General features: G+C 66.0%; 10 protein-coding genes. 7 read left to right on the top strand and 3 right to left on the bottom strand.

All coding sequences use genetic code 11. The annotated features are described in order from the left end of the window. Position 1 precedes the first annotated feature (1 nt). Complete coding sequence (locus ACQ4WP_RS20935; protein ID WP_436523997.1) at positions 2-2,524, bottom strand: sensor domain-containing protein; 2,523 nt, start codon at positions 2,522-2,524, stop codon at positions 2-4. 394 nt (positions 2,525-2,918) lie between these two features. Between ACQ4WP_RS20935 and ACQ4WP_RS20940 the strand changes: the two genes are divergently transcribed. From ACQ4WP_RS20940 to ACQ4WP_RS20955, 4 genes are all read left to right on the top strand, one after another. Beyond that, positions 2,919-4,151, top strand: a complete 1,233-nt coding sequence (locus ACQ4WP_RS20940) for an efflux RND transporter periplasmic adaptor subunit (RefSeq protein ID WP_436523999.1) — start codon at positions 2,919-2,921, stop codon at positions 4,149-4,151. A 3-nt stretch (positions 4,152-4,154) separates the two neighbouring features. Then, positions 4,155-7,271: an efflux RND transporter permease subunit gene (locus ACQ4WP_RS20945; RefSeq protein ID WP_436524001.1), complete on the top strand. Its 3,117-nt coding sequence runs from the start codon at positions 4,155-4,157 to the stop codon at positions 7,269-7,271. Positions 7,272-7,637: 366 nt separating this feature from the next. Continuing rightward, a complete protein-coding gene (locus ACQ4WP_RS20950; protein WP_436524094.1) occupies positions 7,638-8,357 on the top strand; it encodes an MgtC/SapB family protein in 720 nt (239 codons plus the stop codon). Beyond that, positions 8,357-8,668: a hypothetical protein gene (locus tag ACQ4WP_RS20955; protein WP_436524002.1), complete on the top strand. Its 312-nt coding sequence runs from the start codon at positions 8,357-8,359 to the stop codon at positions 8,666-8,668. The genes ACQ4WP_RS20950 and ACQ4WP_RS20955 overlap by 1 nt, the downstream gene beginning before the upstream one ends. Here ACQ4WP_RS20955 and ACQ4WP_RS20960 read toward each other — a convergent pair. Both ACQ4WP_RS20960 and ACQ4WP_RS20965 read right to left on the bottom strand, forming a co-directional pair. Then, positions 8,660-10,057, bottom strand: coding sequence for a sensor histidine kinase (locus ACQ4WP_RS20960; RefSeq protein ID WP_436524004.1), 1,398 nt, complete (start codon positions 10,055-10,057; stop codon positions 8,660-8,662). The two genes, ACQ4WP_RS20955 and ACQ4WP_RS20960, sit on opposite strands and share 9 nt — an antisense overlap. Beyond that, positions 10,050-10,730, bottom strand: coding sequence for a response regulator transcription factor (locus tag ACQ4WP_RS20965; RefSeq protein WP_436524005.1), 681 nt, complete (start codon positions 10,728-10,730; stop codon positions 10,050-10,052). Before ACQ4WP_RS20965 ends, ACQ4WP_RS20960 begins: the two co-directional genes overlap by 8 nt. 236 nt (positions 10,731-10,966) lie before the next feature. On the opposite strand from ACQ4WP_RS20965, the gene ACQ4WP_RS20970 reads away from it, so the two are divergent. From ACQ4WP_RS20970 to ACQ4WP_RS20980, 3 genes are read left to right on the top strand one after another with little or no spacing between them, the layout of a single operon-like run. Beyond that, on the top strand, positions 10,967-12,091 hold the full coding sequence (locus ACQ4WP_RS20970) for an efflux RND transporter periplasmic adaptor subunit (RefSeq protein WP_436524007.1): 1,125 nt from the start codon (positions 10,967-10,969) through the stop codon (positions 12,089-12,091). Further along, positions 12,084-15,188, top strand: a complete 3,105-nt coding sequence (locus tag ACQ4WP_RS20975; RefSeq protein WP_436524009.1) for an efflux RND transporter permease subunit — start codon at positions 12,084-12,086, stop codon at positions 15,186-15,188. The genes ACQ4WP_RS20970 and ACQ4WP_RS20975 overlap by 8 nt, the downstream gene beginning before the upstream one ends. Continuing rightward, entirely contained in the window at positions 15,175-16,452 is a 1,278-nt protein-coding gene (locus tag ACQ4WP_RS20980) for a TolC family protein (RefSeq protein ID WP_436524010.1), read from the top strand. The genes ACQ4WP_RS20975 and ACQ4WP_RS20980 overlap by 14 nt, the downstream gene beginning before the upstream one ends. The last annotated feature ends 55 nt before the right edge of the window (positions 16,453-16,507 follow it).

Consider the following 16,507-nt stretch of genomic DNA (forward strand, 5'->3'; position numbering starts at 1 on the left):
ACTAATGTAACAAGGTCGCCAGCGCACTGCCCTCGACTTGCGCGCTGGCATAGCGCCCCTGGTATTGCTGGCAGCCCTGCGCCCGCAGATAGGCCAGCTGCTGCGCCGTTTCCACGCCTTCGGCAATCACCGTCAATTGCAGCTCGCGCGCCATGGCGATGATGGTGGCGGCGACGGCCGTGTCAGACTCGCCTGCCGCAGCGGGCAAGAACGATGGGTCGATTTTCAGCTTGTCTACCGGGTAATGGCGCAGATTGGCCAGGCGCGAATAGCCGGTGCCGAAGTCGTCGATGGCCAGCCTGGCGCCCAGCGCGCGCAGCTGCGCCAGCACGCCGGCCAGGCGCGCGCCGCCCTTCATCAGCAGCGCTTCCGTCACTTCCAGTTCCAGGCAGGCGGCAGGCAAACCCGACACGGCGAGCGCATCTTGCACGCTGAGCAATAAATTATTGTGCAGGCATTGCGCCGGCGACAGATTCACGGCCACGCGCCAGGCCTGGCCCGCATCGTGCCAGGCGCGCGCGCGCAGGCAGGCGTGGCGCAGCACCCAGTTGCCAATCGACACCATCAAGCCGCACTCCTCGGCCACGGCGATGAAGCGCTCGGGCGGCAGCACGCCCAGTTGCGGGTGGCGCCAGCGTAACAGGGCCTCTGCGCCGAGAATCTTCCCGCTGGCGATATCGAGCGCGGGCTGGAACTCCAGCACGAGCTCATCGCGGCCCAGCGCGGCGCGCAAGCCTTGCTCCAGGCTGGCCCGCTCGACAATTTGCGCATTCATCTCGGCATTGAAAAACTGGAAATTATTGCGCCCGATTTCCTTGGCGTGGTACATGGCGATGTCGGCGTTGTGCATCAGGGTGTCGATGCTGTCGCCATCGCTGGGAAAGATGGCCACGCCGATCGAGGTCGACACATGCAGTTCGTATTCGCCCAGTTGATAGGGCTGCGTGACGGCATGCAGCAGGCTGGACGTCACATGGGCCACCTGGTCGATGCCGCCCACCTCGGCCAGGATGATGACGAACTCGTCGCCGCCATGCCGGCTGACGGTATCGACGCCGCGCACGCAGCGCACCAGGCGCCGCGCCACTTCCTTGAGCAACAGGTCGCCCACGTGGTGGCCCATGCTGTCATTGATGTGCTTGAAATGGTCGAGGTCCAGGTACAGGATGGCCAGCATGCTCAGCTTGCGCCGCGCGGCCGCAAGCGACAGCGACAGCCGGTCCAGCAGCAGCACCCGGTTCGGCAAGTCGGTGAGGAAATCGTGCTCGGCCAGGTGGCGCGTGTGCTCCTCGTTTTTCTTGCGCTCGCTGATATCGCTGAGTATGGCCAGGTAATTACTCAACTGCCCCTGGCTGTCGCGGATGGCCGTCAGCGACAGCCAGGCCGGATAGCGCCCGCCCTCCTTGCGCGGGCCCACGATATCGCCTTGCCAATAGCCGTTGGCATCGACTTCGTCCCACACGTGCTCGAAAAACGCCGGCGCATCCGGCTCCACGCCGTGCAAGACAAAGGGCTTGTCCAGCATGTCGTCCAGGCTGTAGCCGCTGATCTCGCTGTACGCGGGATTCATGCTGACGACGCGCTGCTGCGGATCCATCACGACGATGGCCTCGCGCGCATGTTCGACCACCTGTGCCGACAGGTACAGGGCCCGCTCGGCCAGTTTGCGCGAGGAAATATCGCGGATCACGGCGTAAAACAGATAGGTATGGTCGAGCGTGACGGAAGTGAGCAGCACTTCGCTCCAGAACAGCTGGCCCGTGCACGTCTGATAGCGCCAGTCATAGCGGAAGTTGCCGTCGGCATGGGCCTGCGCCGCCAGTTGCATGCCACGCAACGATGACAATACGCCATCGGGCTGATGCAAGGGCGAAAAGTCGCTGAGGCGGCGCCCCAGCAGCCGTGACCGGTCTTCGCATTGAAACAGGGCAATGGCGGCCGGGTTGGCCTCGGCGATGTACTCGTCGCGCAGCAGTACGATGGCATCGGCGGACTTGTCGTACAACTGGCGAAAATTGTCGCCCATCTGCAGCAAGGCGCCCTGCGCGGCGCTATCCTGGCCGCTGGCCGTGATGTCGACATCGATGCAGACCACTTGCCGCACTCTTCCTGACTGAATGACAGGAAACACGGTGGAACAGATGCAGCGCGGCGCGGCCCCATCGGCGTCCAGCTTCCACAAGCGTGTGCTGCGCGCCTTGCCGCTCTCCCACACGGTCGCCAGTTCGCCGGAGACATCCTCGGCCAAGCTGGCGGCGTCCGGCAGCGAGGCGGCCACCCTGGCCCACGGCTGGCCCAGCGCCAGCTCCGCTGCCACGCCATACAGGCGCGCCGCGCCAGTACTCCAGTAGCGCACAATGCCGTCGCGGTCGATGCCGCGCACGGCCAGACCAGGCGCCTGTTCGACGGCAGCAACAATGATGGACAGCAAGTCCAGTGCCTTGCCGGCCGGCCCGCCATGCGGTTCGGCCGCGGCAAGCAGGCGCCCCGGCGACGGCGCGGCTCCGACAATCCGATCAGACATCAGGCCCCCGTGGCGCGGCCGCACGACAACCGGCGAGCGAATGGCCTGTCCGGTGGCGCAACCATCCCGACCATTCTTGCGCGCCGGCGAATCGGCTTCTTGAGGATGCGCAAGCATTGTGACGTGCGCGGCGTCCATGCCGGCAGTTGTCTTTGGTCGCCGTTTTTTGCATTCCAGCCCCGATTTTGTGCAATCTGTCGCACGGCGATGGCGGCCGGACTTGAATCTTCCTAAAGTGGCAACATGCGCATCGCCGTGAACGGCCGCAGCAGCAGGCGTGTTGTCTGCGGCCGCCACGGTGATGCGCTACCCGAATTCCCCCCGGCCAGCGACAGGCCGGGTCCGCACCGAGACCTGGCGCCGAGCCCCTGCGCCGCTCCTGACTAAAAAACCTATGAAAAACGAGACCCTGCCCCCCGCCTCTCCCCTTGCCGCCACGCGCCGCCGGCGCTGGCGCACCCCCGTGCTGATCCTGGTCGTACTGGGCCTGGCGGGCGGCGGATGGACCGTCATGCAATCGAAGCAGCAAGCCGCCAAGGCTGCCGAATTGCAAGCGAGCAAGAAGAAGGAACAGGCCAAGACGCCCGTGCATGAACTGGCGCAGGGAGACGTGGCCGCCATCGATGCACGCGCGCTGGCCATCAGCCTGCCCCTGTCCGGTTCGCTGGCGCCCGTGACCCAGGCCACCATCAAGGCCAAGGTCTCCGGCGTGATCCAGGAAACGACCTTGCAGGAAGGCCAGCAAGTGGCCAATGGGCAAATCCTCGTGCGCCTGGATGCGGCCGACCAGCGCGCCCGCCTGACGCAGCAGCAAGCCATGCTGGACGAAGCCCAGGCGCGCCTGTCCATGGCGGCCAAGAATGAAGCGAACAGCCAGGCGCTGCTCAAGCAAAAATACATTTCGCAGACGGCTTACGACACGACACAAAACTCGGTCGACCTGGCGCGCGCCAACGTCAAGTCCGCCGCCGCCATGCTCGATATCGCCCGCATCGCGCTGGCCGACACGGTGATCCGCGCACCGATGGCCGGCATCGTCAGCAAGCGCCACCTGCAGGCCGGCGAAAAAGTCTCGCCCGACATGCCCGTCTACACCATCGTCAACCTGGCTCAGCTGACCCTGGAAGCGCCCGTGCCCAGCGCGGAGATTCCGCGCATCAAGCTGGGCCAGGACGTGCACTTCAAGGTCGACGGCTTCGGCGCGCGCGACTTCGCCGGCAAGGTCACGCGCATCAACCCCACCACCGAGAGCGGCTCGCGCGCCATGCTGGTCTACATCGCCGTCGACAATGGCGATGGCGCGCTGCGCGGCGGCATGTTCGCCAAGGGCAGCATCGTCACCGAGCGCTCGCCCGTGGCGCCGCTGGTGCCCCTGACGGCCGTGCGCCATGAAAAGCAGGGTCCCGTCGTATATGCGCTGGTCAACAACAAGGTGGTCGCGCAACCCGTCACACTGGGACTGCGCAACGAGGATGAAGGCTATGCGGAAGTGACGTCCGGCCTGGTGCCGGGCGCGAAAGTCATCATCGCCAAGCTCGATGGCGTCAAGCCGGGCCACAGCGTGACCTTCGCCGCGCCAGTCAGTGCGCCCGCCGCCCAGGCGGCCGTGCTGGCACGGAAGGATTAAGCCATGTGGATGACCAAAGTCAGTATTCAAAACCCCGTCTTCGCCACCATGGTCATGGTGGCGCTGGTGGTGCTGGGCATCTTCTCCTACCGTGGCCTGGGCGTGGAAAGCATGCCCAGCGTGCAGTTCCCGTTCGCCGCCATTGAAGTGAACTACCCGGGCGCCTCGCCTGAAGCCGTGGAAAACGACATCACGCGCCCCATCGAGGATGCCGTCAACACCGTCAGCGGCATCAAGACCATCCGCGCCAACTCCTGGGAAGGACGCGCCGGCGTCTACCTGGAATTCGAGCTGTCGACCAACATGGACAAGGCCATGCAGGACTTGCGCGACAAGGTGGCACTGGTGCGCCCGCGCTTCCCGAAAGAAGCCAAGGACCCGTTCATCGCCCGCGCCGAAGGCGACAATGAACGCCCCATCGCCACCATCGTGCTGACGTCGACCGGGCATGACCTGCGTTCGCTGTCGACCATGACGGAGCAGATCATCAGCAAGCGCTTCCAGGGCGTGGCCGGCGTGGGGCAAGTCAAGCTGCGCGGCTTGCGCGCGCGCCAGATCCTCATCAGCATGAAGCCGATCGAACTCAATGCCCAGGGCATCGGCGTCGATGAAGTGATCCGCGCCATCCAGGCCACGAATACCAATTTGCCGGCCGGCTCGATCAGCCATGGCGCAGCCGAACAACTGGTGCGCGTGGAAGGCAAGATCAAGGATGCGCGCGAATTCGGCAAGATCATCGTGGCGCGCCGCGCCATCGGCCCCGTCTACCTGGACCAGGTGGCCACCGTCGTCGACGGCGAGCAGGAGGAACTGTCGATTTCGCGCATGAACGGCCAGCAAGCCGTGACCATGGAAATCACCAAGGTGCAGGATGCCAACGTGGTGGAAGTGGGCACCGGCATCCTGAAAGTGGCGGCCGACCTGCAAAAGACGCTGCCGCCCGATATCAAGCTGCGCGTGCTGGACGACGAATCGGAACGCGTGCAAAGCCAGCTCAATAACGTCAAGCGCACCATCATCGAAGGCGCCGTGCTGACCATGGTGATCGTCTTCCTGTTCCTGCACTCGTGGCGCTCGACCATCATCACGGGATTGACACTGCCGATCTCCGTGCTGGCCAGCTTCATCGCCATGAAGGCCTTCGGCTTTACCCTGAACTTTTTGACCCTGATGGCGCTGTCCCTGTGCATCGGCCTGTTGATCGATGACGCCATCGTGGTGCGCGAAAACATCGTGCGCCACCTGGGCATGGGCAAGAACCACTACAAGGCGGCCAACGACGGCACCAATGAAATCGGCCTGGCCGTGATGGCCACGACGTTTGCCATCGTCGCCGTGTTCGTGCCCGTCGCCTTCATGGACGGCATCATCGGCCGCTTCTTCCTGCAGTTCGGCATCACCGTGGCGGTCGCCGTTCTCGTCTCCCTGTTCGTCAGCTTCACGCTCGACCCCATGCTGTCGTCCGTCTGGCGCGACCCCGTCAAGGACCGCTTCAAGTATGTGCCGTGGCTGGGCCGCTTCATGGCCTGGATCGAGACAGGCATCGACCGCCTGCACGTCTGGTATGGCAAGGTGCTGGCTGTCGCCCTGCGCTGGCGCAAGACGACGCTGGCCACGGCCGTCGCGCTGTTCGCGGGCAGCCTGATGCTCGTGCCGATGATCGGCGGCGAGATGTTCCCGGAAACGGACCAGGGCTGGGTCAACCTGCGCTTCAAGACGCCCGTCGGCTCCAGCCTCGCCTACACGGATTCCAAGGTGCGCCAGATCGAAACGGCCCTGAAGGAATTTCCCGAAATCGACAGCCTGGTGGCCAATATCGGCACGCCCGATGGACGCAACGCGGCCGAGGTGAACCTGAAGCTGACGGACATCAAGACGCACAAGCGCCGCTCGCAGCAGGAACTGGAAAAACTGATCCGCGAACGCCTGGCGCCGATTGCCGGCATCACCCTGTCGGTGGGCAACCGCCCCATCTTCATCGCCATCCTCGGCACGGATGAAGGCAAGCTCGATGCAGTGGCGCACCGCCTGATGGACAAGATGCGCACCATCAAGGGCCTGGCCGACATGGAATACAGCCAGGAAGGCGCCAATCCGTCGACCACCGTGAAGATCAACAACGAGCTGGCCAGCGACCTGGGCTTGTCGGTGCAGCAGATCGGCAATGCCCTGCGTCCGTTCGTGGCGGGCGACACGGTCAGCCACTGGCTGGCGTCCGACGGGCAAAACTATGACGTCAACGTGCAGCTGCCCAAATCGGGCCGGCAGAAAGTGGCCGACCTGGCCGACCTGTCGCTGGCGTCCAGCAAGCTCGATGCGAATGGCAAGCCAATCATGATTCCGCTGCGCCAGGTGGTCGACTTCGTGCCGTCGTCCAGCCCGCAGGTGCTGAAACGCCAGGCCTTGCAGCGCCGCGTCGCCATCTATGCGGGCGTGCAGGGCCGCCCTGCCGGCGACGTCGACGCCGACGTGCAGAAAGCCATCAAGTCCATCGACCTGCCGCCCGGCGTACGCTTCGACGTGGCCGGCAATGCGCAGCAGATGGCCGAGACCATGGGCGGCGCGATGATGGCGCTGGGGATCGCCGTGATCTTCATCTACCTGGTGCTGGCGTCGCAGTTCGGCAGCTTCCTGCAACCGATCGCCATCATGGTGTCCTTGCCGCTGTCCCTGATCGGCGTCCTGCTGGCTCTCCTGATTACGGGCAGTACCCTGAACATCTTCTCCGTGATCGGCTTCATCATGCTGATGGGCTTAGTCACCAAAAATGCGATTCTGCTGGTCGACTTCACCAACCAGCGCCAGCGCGAAGGACTGGGGCAGTTCAAGGCGCTGATGGAAGCGGGGCAAGTGCGTTTGCGCCCCATCCTGATGACGACCCTGGCGATGGTCTTCGGCATGCTGCCGATGGCCATCGGCATGGGCGACGGCGGCGAATCGCAGGCGCCGATGGGCCGCGCCGTCATCGGCGGCGTGATCACCTCGACCTTGCTGACGCTGGTGGTGGTGCCCGTCGCCTACACCTACCTCGACAGCCTGGGCAAGCGCGCCGCGCGCTTCTTCGGCGGCGGCGACACGCATGCCCACGCGGATGCCGACGCCGCCAGCGCAACACACTAAGCTTTTGACTGGTCGCCTTCACCGTCCCCGCATTGGCGGGGACGACGCGGCGGCTTCCTGAAGAGAGCTTCAGTTGACCAAAGCGGCCCCACTGGCTAGACTGTCCCCGTTATCAATGATATGGAGTGACTCGTGGGTGCTTGTTCCAGTGACAGTAGTCGATTGACCATCGGCGATCGGCCTTAGGCAAGACGCGCGCATTCCGCCCGCCTGCCCATGGCAAGGTGCGGTATTACCAGCGGCGATGTCCATTCGCCGCCACTTCCCTCCTCATCGTTCCACCGTTATCGTCTGCTGCCCCCTTTCGGGGCGAATTGTCTTCGCCCTCGCACTCGCCTGTTCCTCCCCAGCCGGGAGAAACTGATGGTGGTATTTGACTTTGCGCTGCGCGTTGCCGCAGCATTGACCCTGGGCGCCATGATCGGCGCCGAACGCCAGCTGCGCCAGCGCATGGCGGGCCTGCGCACGAACGCGCTGGTGTCCGTCGGCGCCTCGCTGTTCGTGATGGTCTCCGTGCTCGAAGGTAATCCCGACGGCCATCTGCGCATCGCCGCGCAGGTGGTGTCGGGCATCGGCTTTCTGGGCGCCGGCGTCATCATGCGAGAAGGCATGACGGTGCGCGGCTTGAACACGGCCGCCACCCTGTGGTGCTCGGCCGCCATCGGCGTGCTGTGCGGCCTCGGTTTTGCGCTGGAAGCGGCCATCGGCACGGGCTTCGTGCTGGTCGCCAACCTGGTGCTGCGCCATCTGGCGCAGCGCATCAACGCCCACGGCAGCGACGCGGGCATCGAGACGGAAAGCATCTATCGCGTCACGGCCGTGTGCGAGGCGGAGCAGGAAATCCTCGTGCGCAACCTGATGCTGCGCATGATCAGCGGCATGCCGGCGCTGATGCTGCAATCCTTGCACAGCGAAGACGCGGCGCAGGCGGGGCGCATCGAAGTGCGCGCCGACCTGCTCACGCCCTTGTCCAGCCTGGGATTGCTGGAGCAGATCGTCAGCCAGGTCAGCCTGGAAGGCAGCGTCTCGGCCGTGCGCTGGGCGCTGGTGAATAACGCGGAATTTGTCGCCGAACGGGGAGTGTGATGATGAAAAAATTCTTCCATTGGTTTGCCAGGCGCGGTCCTGTCGTGGCCACCTACCGCCTGACCATCACCTGTCCTGCGGCGCAAGCCGACCACGTGGTGCGCCTGCTGCTGGCCGAACTCAAGGGAGCGGGCCTGGCGCCGTCACAAATGCTGCGCAGCTGGGACGACGCCCGGCAGGTGGTGCGCCTGATCGCCACGGTGCTGTGCCAGGCCGTGCAGCGCGCCGTGCTGGTGCGCTTCGTCAACCGCGCGAGCGCCTGGCCGCAAGTGCGGCAGGTGCGCTGGGAAGGCGTGGAGCCCTCAATCTGACGCGGGCAGGCGCAGGAGGAACAGCGCACCGCCTTCCGGGCGGTTCTGCGCCGCGATACTGCCGCCGTACGCGTGCACGATGGCTTGCGACAGGGCCAGGCCCAGGCCGAAGCCGGGCGCCTCGCCCGCGCGCGCCTGGGCGCCCCGGTAAAAACGTTCAAACAGATGCGGCAAGTCTTCCACGCCGATGCCCGGTCCCGCGTCGGCGACACCCACCAGCGCATGCTTGCCCTCGCGCGCCACGTGCACGGTGATGCTGCTGCCGGACGGTGAAAACTTCACGGCGTTATCCAGCAGATTGGCCAGCACCAGGTCCACCGGGCCGGCCGCCACCCGCGCCTGCACGGGTGCGCCTGCATCGAAAACGATGCGGATGCCGCGCTGCGCTGCCGCCTTTTCCAGGCGCTGCGCGGCCGCCTGCACGAGCGGATTGAGTGCGATGGTTTCCACGGCATTGCGTTCCTGGCCCACGTCCAGGCGCGTGAGCATCAAGAGTTCTTCCACCAGGGTCGTCAGGCGCTGCACTTCATCGAGGCAGGACGCCAGCGCGTCGACATACTCGGGCGACTCGCGCGGGCGGCGCAGGGTGATTTCGATTTCCGTGCGCAGGCGCGACAGGGGCGAGCGCAATTCGTGCGAGGCGTCGGCCGTGAAGCGGCGCTGCGCATCGTAGCCGTGCTCCAGGCGGTCCAGCATGGCGTTCAGGGTATCGACCAGGCGGCCGATTTCGTCTTGCGTGCCGGGATGGGGCAGGCGCTGGTGCAGGCTGGCTTCGCCGATCGAGCGCGCCTGGCGCACCACGTCGTCGATGGCGCCCAGCACGCGGCGCGTGAGCATTTCGCCGGCCAGGCCCACGGCCGCCAGCAAGGCCAGCGCCATGGCGCCAAACAGCACGGTGGCCGCGGCCAGCACGTGATTGGTGTCGTCGAGCGAACCTGCCACCTGCACCGCCAGGCCTGCGCCGGATGAGGGCACGGGAATCGAGACCATGCGCAGCGGCTCTTCGCCAAACTTGGGCAGGGTTTCGAAGACGGTGTCGCCGGCCGCCAGGCGCGCCAGCAGGGCCGGTGGCGCCGGCAGCTGCGCCGCCTCCAGGTTGCGGCTGCGCGCCAGCACGCGACCTTCGCCATCGATGATCTGCACCAGGCGGTCGAGGCGCGTCAATGAGGGCGGCGCCAGGCCCGGCGCCACCTCGTGCACTTGCACGGGCTGGCGCGGCGCGGCCGGCAGCATGGCCATTTCCGTTTCGGCCAGCGCCAGCAGGGCCGCATCGAGCTGGCCATGCACGGCGCGCGACAGGCCCCAGTAGCCGGCCAGGGCCGTGCAGGCGACGATGGCAAGGATGACGGCCAGGTGCACCAGCAGCAATCGCTTGCGAAAGCTAGCCACCGTTGTTTTCCGCCAGGCGGAAACCGCGTCCGCGCACCGTATGGATCAATGGCGGCAGGCCCGGCGCATCCACTTTTCCCCGCAGGTTGCGCACGTGGACATCGATCAGGTTATCGATGCCGATCAGGTCCGCCTGCCATATCTGCTCGGCCAGGCGCGCGCGGCTGACTACCTCGCCCGCCTGGCGCAGCAGGATCAATAAAATCGCATATTCCCTGGGCGTCAGCACCAACGGCGCACCGGCCCGCGTCGCCTGGTGGCTGACGGGGTCGAGCGTCAAATCGGCCAGCGCCAGCACCAGCGGGCGGCTGATGTCGGAGCGGCGCAGCAAGGCACGGATGCGCGCCAGCAGCTCCTCGAATTCGAACGGTTTGGTCAGGTAATCGTCGGCGCCCGTGTTCAGGCCGGCCACCCGGTCGGCCGTGGCGTCGCGCGCCGTGAGCATCAGCACGGGCGTCTGGATGCCACGCGCGCGCAAGTCGCGGCAAAAATCGATGCCCTGCTTGCCCGGCAACATCCAGTCCAGCACGATCGCGTCGTAATCGACGGCGTAGCTTTCGTCCTCGCCCTCTTCCGCGCTATGCGCCACGTCAATGACAAAGCCTTCTTCCTGCAAGCCACGGGCCAGCAGGCGCGCCGCCTTGCGGTCGTCTTCCACCAGGAGGATTCTCATGCCAGCCTTTCGCGTCGCGCCCTGTTTTCCATGCTGGCATTTTACCGCGCTCCACCGCGCGCACACCGAACCTGAAGAATGATTCAGGCATTCTTGGGCGCTTCTTCAGGACCACATTGCTATGCTTTCCCGGCGCTGTAGTGACGCTGCCCCCACCACTTGCGCCCCCTCTGACCGCCCGCCTGGGCACGGCATCCACGCATGCCCCATCACCATCAATAACAAGGAAACACGGGATGAACACGACCACCCGCAACGCCCTGGGCGCCAGCTGCGCCCTCGCTCTCGCCTGCTCGGCCCTGGCCGGCTGCGCCAAACCGACGGCGGCAGCCATGCACGCCGCTCAAACTATGCATCTGGACGACGGCAGCATCGCCGTCGACAAGATGTCTCCGCTGCGCCAGCGCCTGCAGATCGCCGCCGTGCAGGAACAGGAGATCGCCACGCTGACGGAGGCGCCGGGCAGCATTGTAGCCATGCCGGAAAAACTGGTGAAGATCACGCCGCCCCTGGCCGGGCGCATCACGCGTTTGCAGCGCGCCCTGGGCGACAGCGTGAAGGCGGGCGACCCGCTGTTCACCCTGGACTCGGCGGAATTGAGCGCCGCCTACGCGGACGACAGCAAGGCGAAGTCCGCCCTGCTGCAGGCGCGCCAGGAACTGCAGCGCCAGAAAATCCTGTTCGAAGCGGAAATCGCCGCGCGCAAGGAGTACGAATCGGCCCAGGCGACCTACGACCAGGCCGGCAGCGACGCGCAGGCCAGCGCCGACAAGCTGGCCCAATACGGCGCCGGCGCACGCGGTTCGCGCCGCGACTACGTCTTGCGCTCGCCCATTAGCGGCACCGTGATCGCCATGGAAGGCGCCCAGGGCGGCTACTGGAACGATATCAACGCACCCGTCATGACGGTAGCCGACCTGTCTACCGTCTGGCTGTCGGCCAACGTGGCCGAGAGGGATCTGGCGCAGGTGGCCGTGGGCCAGACGGCCCGCATCAAGGTCGATGCCTGGCCAGGCAAGGACTTCGAGGGCAAGGTCGCCTACTTGGGTGCGGTGCTCGATACCGAGACGCGCACGGTGCAGGTACGCGTGGCCATCGACAACCGCGCCGGCACCTTCAAGCCGGGCATGTTCGCCCACGCGGGATTCGCCGGCGCCAGCCGCCGCGCCCTCCTGGTGCCCGCGGCGGCCGTGCTGCAAAGCGGACCCTCGACGCGCGTGATGGTGGAGCGCAGCCCGCTGGTATTCACGCCGCGCACGGTGGAAGTGGGCGCCAGCCATGGCGACCAAATAGAAATCGTCTCGGGCTTGCGCGCGGGCGAACGCATCGTTATCAAGGAAGGAGTGCTGCTCAATGATTGACCGTTGCATCGCCACCTGCTGCCAGCGGCGCGGCATCGTCTGGCTGGTACTGCTGTTCGTCGCCGCCTACGGCGTCTATTGCTGGAAGCAGCTGCCCATCGAAGCGTATCCTGATATCGCCGACGTCACCTCGCAAATCGTCACGCAGGTGCCGGGCCTGGGCGCCGAGGAAATCGAGCAGCAGATCACCATTCCGCTGGAACGCGCCCTGCTGGGCACGCCGGGCATGCATGTACTGCGCACGCGCAGCCTGTTCGCCCTGTCGCTGATCACGGTGGTGTTCGAGGATGGCAGCGATGGCTATTTCACGCGCGAACGGCTGCAGGAGCGCCTGGCCAGCGTGAATCTGCCGTACGACGCCAAGCCGGGGCTCGATCCCTACACCTCGCCGACAGGCGAAATCTACCGCTACACCCTGGAATCGAAAACGCGGTCCTTGCGCGAACTGTCCGAGCTGCAGTTCTGGACCGTGATACCGCGCCTGCAGCAGGTGCGCGGCGTGGCGGACGTCAGCAATTTCGGCGGTCTCACCACGCAGTTCATGCTGGAACTCGATCCCGCAAAACTCGACAGCTATGGCTTCTCGCTGGCGCAGGTCAAGGACGCCATCAATGCCAACAACATCAGCGGCGGCGGCAGCGTCATCGACCGCGGCCAGCAATCGTACGTGGTGCGCGGCGTGGGCTTGCTGCACTCGCTCGACGACATGGGCAACGTCGTCGTCAGCAGCAAGAATGGCATACCCGTGCTGGTGAAGGACCTGGGCAAGCTCGCCTACGGCAACGTGGAGCGGCGCGGCATCCTCGGCAAGGACAACAACCCCGACACCATCGAAGGCATCACCTTGCTGCTGAAGGATTTCAACCCGTCCGAGGCGCTGGCGGGCATCCATGCGGCCGTGGACGATTTGAACGCCAATCTGCTGCCAAAGGATGTGAAAGTGGTGCCTTACCTGGACCGCAGCTCGCTGATCGACGCCACCCTGCACACGGTCAGTTATACCTTGGGCGAAGGCATGCTGCTGGTCGCCCTGGTGCTGCTGCTGTTCCTGGGCAGCCCGCGCGCGGCCGCCATCGTCGCGCTGACGATCCCGCTGGCCCTGCTGATCGCCTTCATCTTCATGCACCATTTTAAAATTCCCGCCAACCTACTGTCGCTGGGGGCGATCGACTTCGGCATCCTCGTCGACGGTTCCGTGGTGGTGCTGGAAAACATGCTGCGCCGCCGCGAGCGCGAGCAGGAGCGGCCCCTCACCTTGCAAGACGCCATCGAGGCGACCTTGCAGGTGGCGCGCCCCATCATGTTCGGCATGGCCGTCATCATCGCCGCCTACCTGCCCCTGTTCGCCTTCCAGCGCATCGAATACAAGCTGTTCTCGCCGATGGCATATGCGGTGGGCGCAGCGCTGGTGGGCGCGCTGGTGGTGGCGCTGGTGCTGATCCCGGGCCTGGCATGGCTGGCCTTGCGCAAGCCGCGCCGCACCTTCCATAACCGCGCGCTGGAAAAGCTGGCGGCCGCGTACGGACGCTTCCTCGAGCGCATGGTGGGCCGCAAGCGCTGGGTGGCGATGGTGTGCGCCGCCTCGCTGGCGTGTCTGGCCCTGCTGGGCGGGGGCATCGGACGCGACTTCCTGCCCTATCTCGATGAAGGTTCCCTGTGGCTGCAGGTGCAGATGCCGCCCGGGATTACCCTGGACAAGGCGTCCGAGATGGCCAGCGAACTGCGCCGCGCCGCGCTGGAGTTCCCCGAAGTGTCGACCATCGTCACGCAGACGGGGCGCAACGACGACGGCACCGATTACTGGACGCCGTCGCACATCGAGGCCAGCGTGGGCCTGCACCCCTACAAGAGCTGGAAATCGGGCCTGAGCAAGCAGCAGCTGATCGCCAAAATGAACGAGCGCTTCGCGCGCATGCCCGGCGTTACGGTAGCCTTCATGCAGCCGATGATCGATGGCGTGCAGGATAAATTGTCGGGCGCGCACAGCGACCTGACGGTGAAAATCTTCGGCAACGACCTCGATGAAGTGCGCGCCATCGCCGGCAAGGTGGCAAATGCCCTGAAGACTGTTCATGGCGCCTCCGACGTGGCCGTGGACGTGGAGCCGCCGCTGCCCAACCTGAAGGTGGAACTGGACAGGGCAAAGGCGGCCCGCTACGGCATCAACGCGGCCGACGTGGCCGACCTGATTGCCACCGGCATCGGCGGCGCGCCCATCGGCCAGGTCTACGTGGGCGAGAAAAGCTACGACATCGCCGTGCGCTTCCCGCCCGCCGCACGCTCCGACCCGGGTGCCATCGCCAAGCTGATGCTCACCGCCGCCAACGGCGCGAGGATTCCGCTGGCGCAGGTGGCAAGCATCAGCACTACCTCGGGCGAAAGCGTGATTGTGCGCGAAATGGGGCGGCGCCACATCATCGTGCGCCTGAATGCCCGTGGGCGCGACCTGGCCGGCTTCCTGGCCGAAGCGCGTCCCCTGGTGGCGCAAGCCGTGGCAGGCGAACACCAGCGCATCAGCGTCGAATGGGGCGGCCAGTTCGAAAACCTGCAGCGCGCGCAAAGCCGATTGGCCCTGATCCTGCCGATGACCCTGGGCGCCATGTTTTTGCTGCTGTTTGGCCAGTTCCGCAACCTGCGCCAGCCCGCGCTGGTCTTGCTGGCCGTGCCGCTGGCCATGCTGGGCGGCCTGGCCGCGCTGCACCTGCGCGGCATGACCTTGAATGTCTCAAGCGCGGTGGGCTTCATCGCCCTGTTCGGCGTGGCGGTATTGAATGCCGTCCTGATGCTGGCGCAGATCAACCGTTTGCGCGCCGACGAAGGCCGCAGTTTGCGCGACGCCGTGCTGGAAGGCGCGCGCGACCGCATGCGCCCCGTGCTGATGACGGCCACCGTGGCGGCCCTGGGTTTGACGCCCGCCATGCTGGCCACAGGCCTGGGCAGCGACGTGCAGCGCCCGCTGGCCACCGTCGTGGTGGGCGGCCTGGTGACGGCGACGGCGCTGACCCTGCTGCTGTTGCCGGCCCTGTATTACCTGATCGAGGCGCACGTACACAAACGCCAGACCGATACCGAAGGAGTGAACCATGACACGTTTTAATGTAGTACTGGCAGCCTGGCTGATCGTCCCATGCGCCGTTGCCGCCCCCTTGAGCTTCGAGACCTACCTGTCCGCCGTGGAAAGCCACAGCCTGGAACTGCAGGCGCAGCAGGAGGGCATCACGTCGGCCAAGGCCGGCATCGGCATCGCCGGCCTGCGTCCCGATCCCGAATTCACCCTGGCCGCCACGCGCGAAACGGTAGCCACAGGTGGACACCGTCCCGTCACGTGGAACCCGGCCATCAGCATGGCCATCGAGACGGGCGGCAAGCGCGCCGCGCGCTTAAAGGCAGCGCAGAGCAATGTCGCGCTGGCCGAAGAGACGGTGGCCGGCTTCAGAAGCGAACTGTATGGCACGGCCGCAGCCGCGTTCACGGAAGCGTGCCGCACGCGCGAAGTCGCCGCGCGCAAGCAGCAGACCATGGCGGCCCTGTCGAAGGTGGTGGAAGCGAACGCAGTGCGGCGCAAGGCGGGCGACGTGGGTGGTATCGAGCTGCTGCAGTCGCGCGTGGAACGCGACCAGTTCCAGGCCGAGCTGGCGCAGGCGCGCAGTGAGGCGGACAGCGCCATGCTGGCCCTGTCGCCTTCACTAGGGCGCCAGTTCGATATCTTGTTTGCGGACGCGCAGCTGGCGTGCGACTTCGCCGCGTACGAGAACAAGGATGCCAGCGTGCTGCTGGCGCAGGCACTCGACGCGCGCAGCGACGTGCGCATTGCCCGCGCAACGCTGGACAATCTGCGCGATGGCGCGGCCCTGGTGCGCGCCAACCGCGCCGTCGATCCCACCGTCACGCTGGGCCTGGCCGCCGCGCGCGGCTACCATGACGGCATCGACGCCAGCGGCAATCCCGTCGATGGCTCGCCCCGCTCACGCGCATTGAGCCTGTCGCTGGCCATCCCCATCCCCCTGTCGCGGCGCGACAAGGGCGACATCGTGCAGGCGGAATCCGGCGTGACACAGGCCATGCTGGCCCTGCGCCAGGCGGAACTGACAGCGGAAACGCAGGTGCGCACGGCGCTGCGGCAGCTGCGTGCGGCGCAGGACAGGCTGGCGCGCTACCGCGACGGCGTGCTGGTCGATGCGCAAAAGGTGGTCGATGGCATGCGTTTGTCTTACTTCAGCGGCAATGCGTCTCTGCTGGAATGGCTGGCGGCGCAGCGTTCGGCCGATGAGGCTTACCAGGGCTATGTGCAGGCGCGCGCCGATGCAGCCATCGCCAGCACGCAGCTGCAACTGGCGATCGGCCAGCGGCCGCGCTTGTAGCGGAAGGGAAGAGAGAACGGGTAGAACGAGGGGGTACCGGCGCGGCGATGCCGCA

It is taken from the genome of Janthinobacterium lyxosi (assembly GCF_051380665.1).
GTDB lineage: Bacteria > Pseudomonadota > Gammaproteobacteria > Burkholderiales > Burkholderiaceae_D > Janthinobacterium.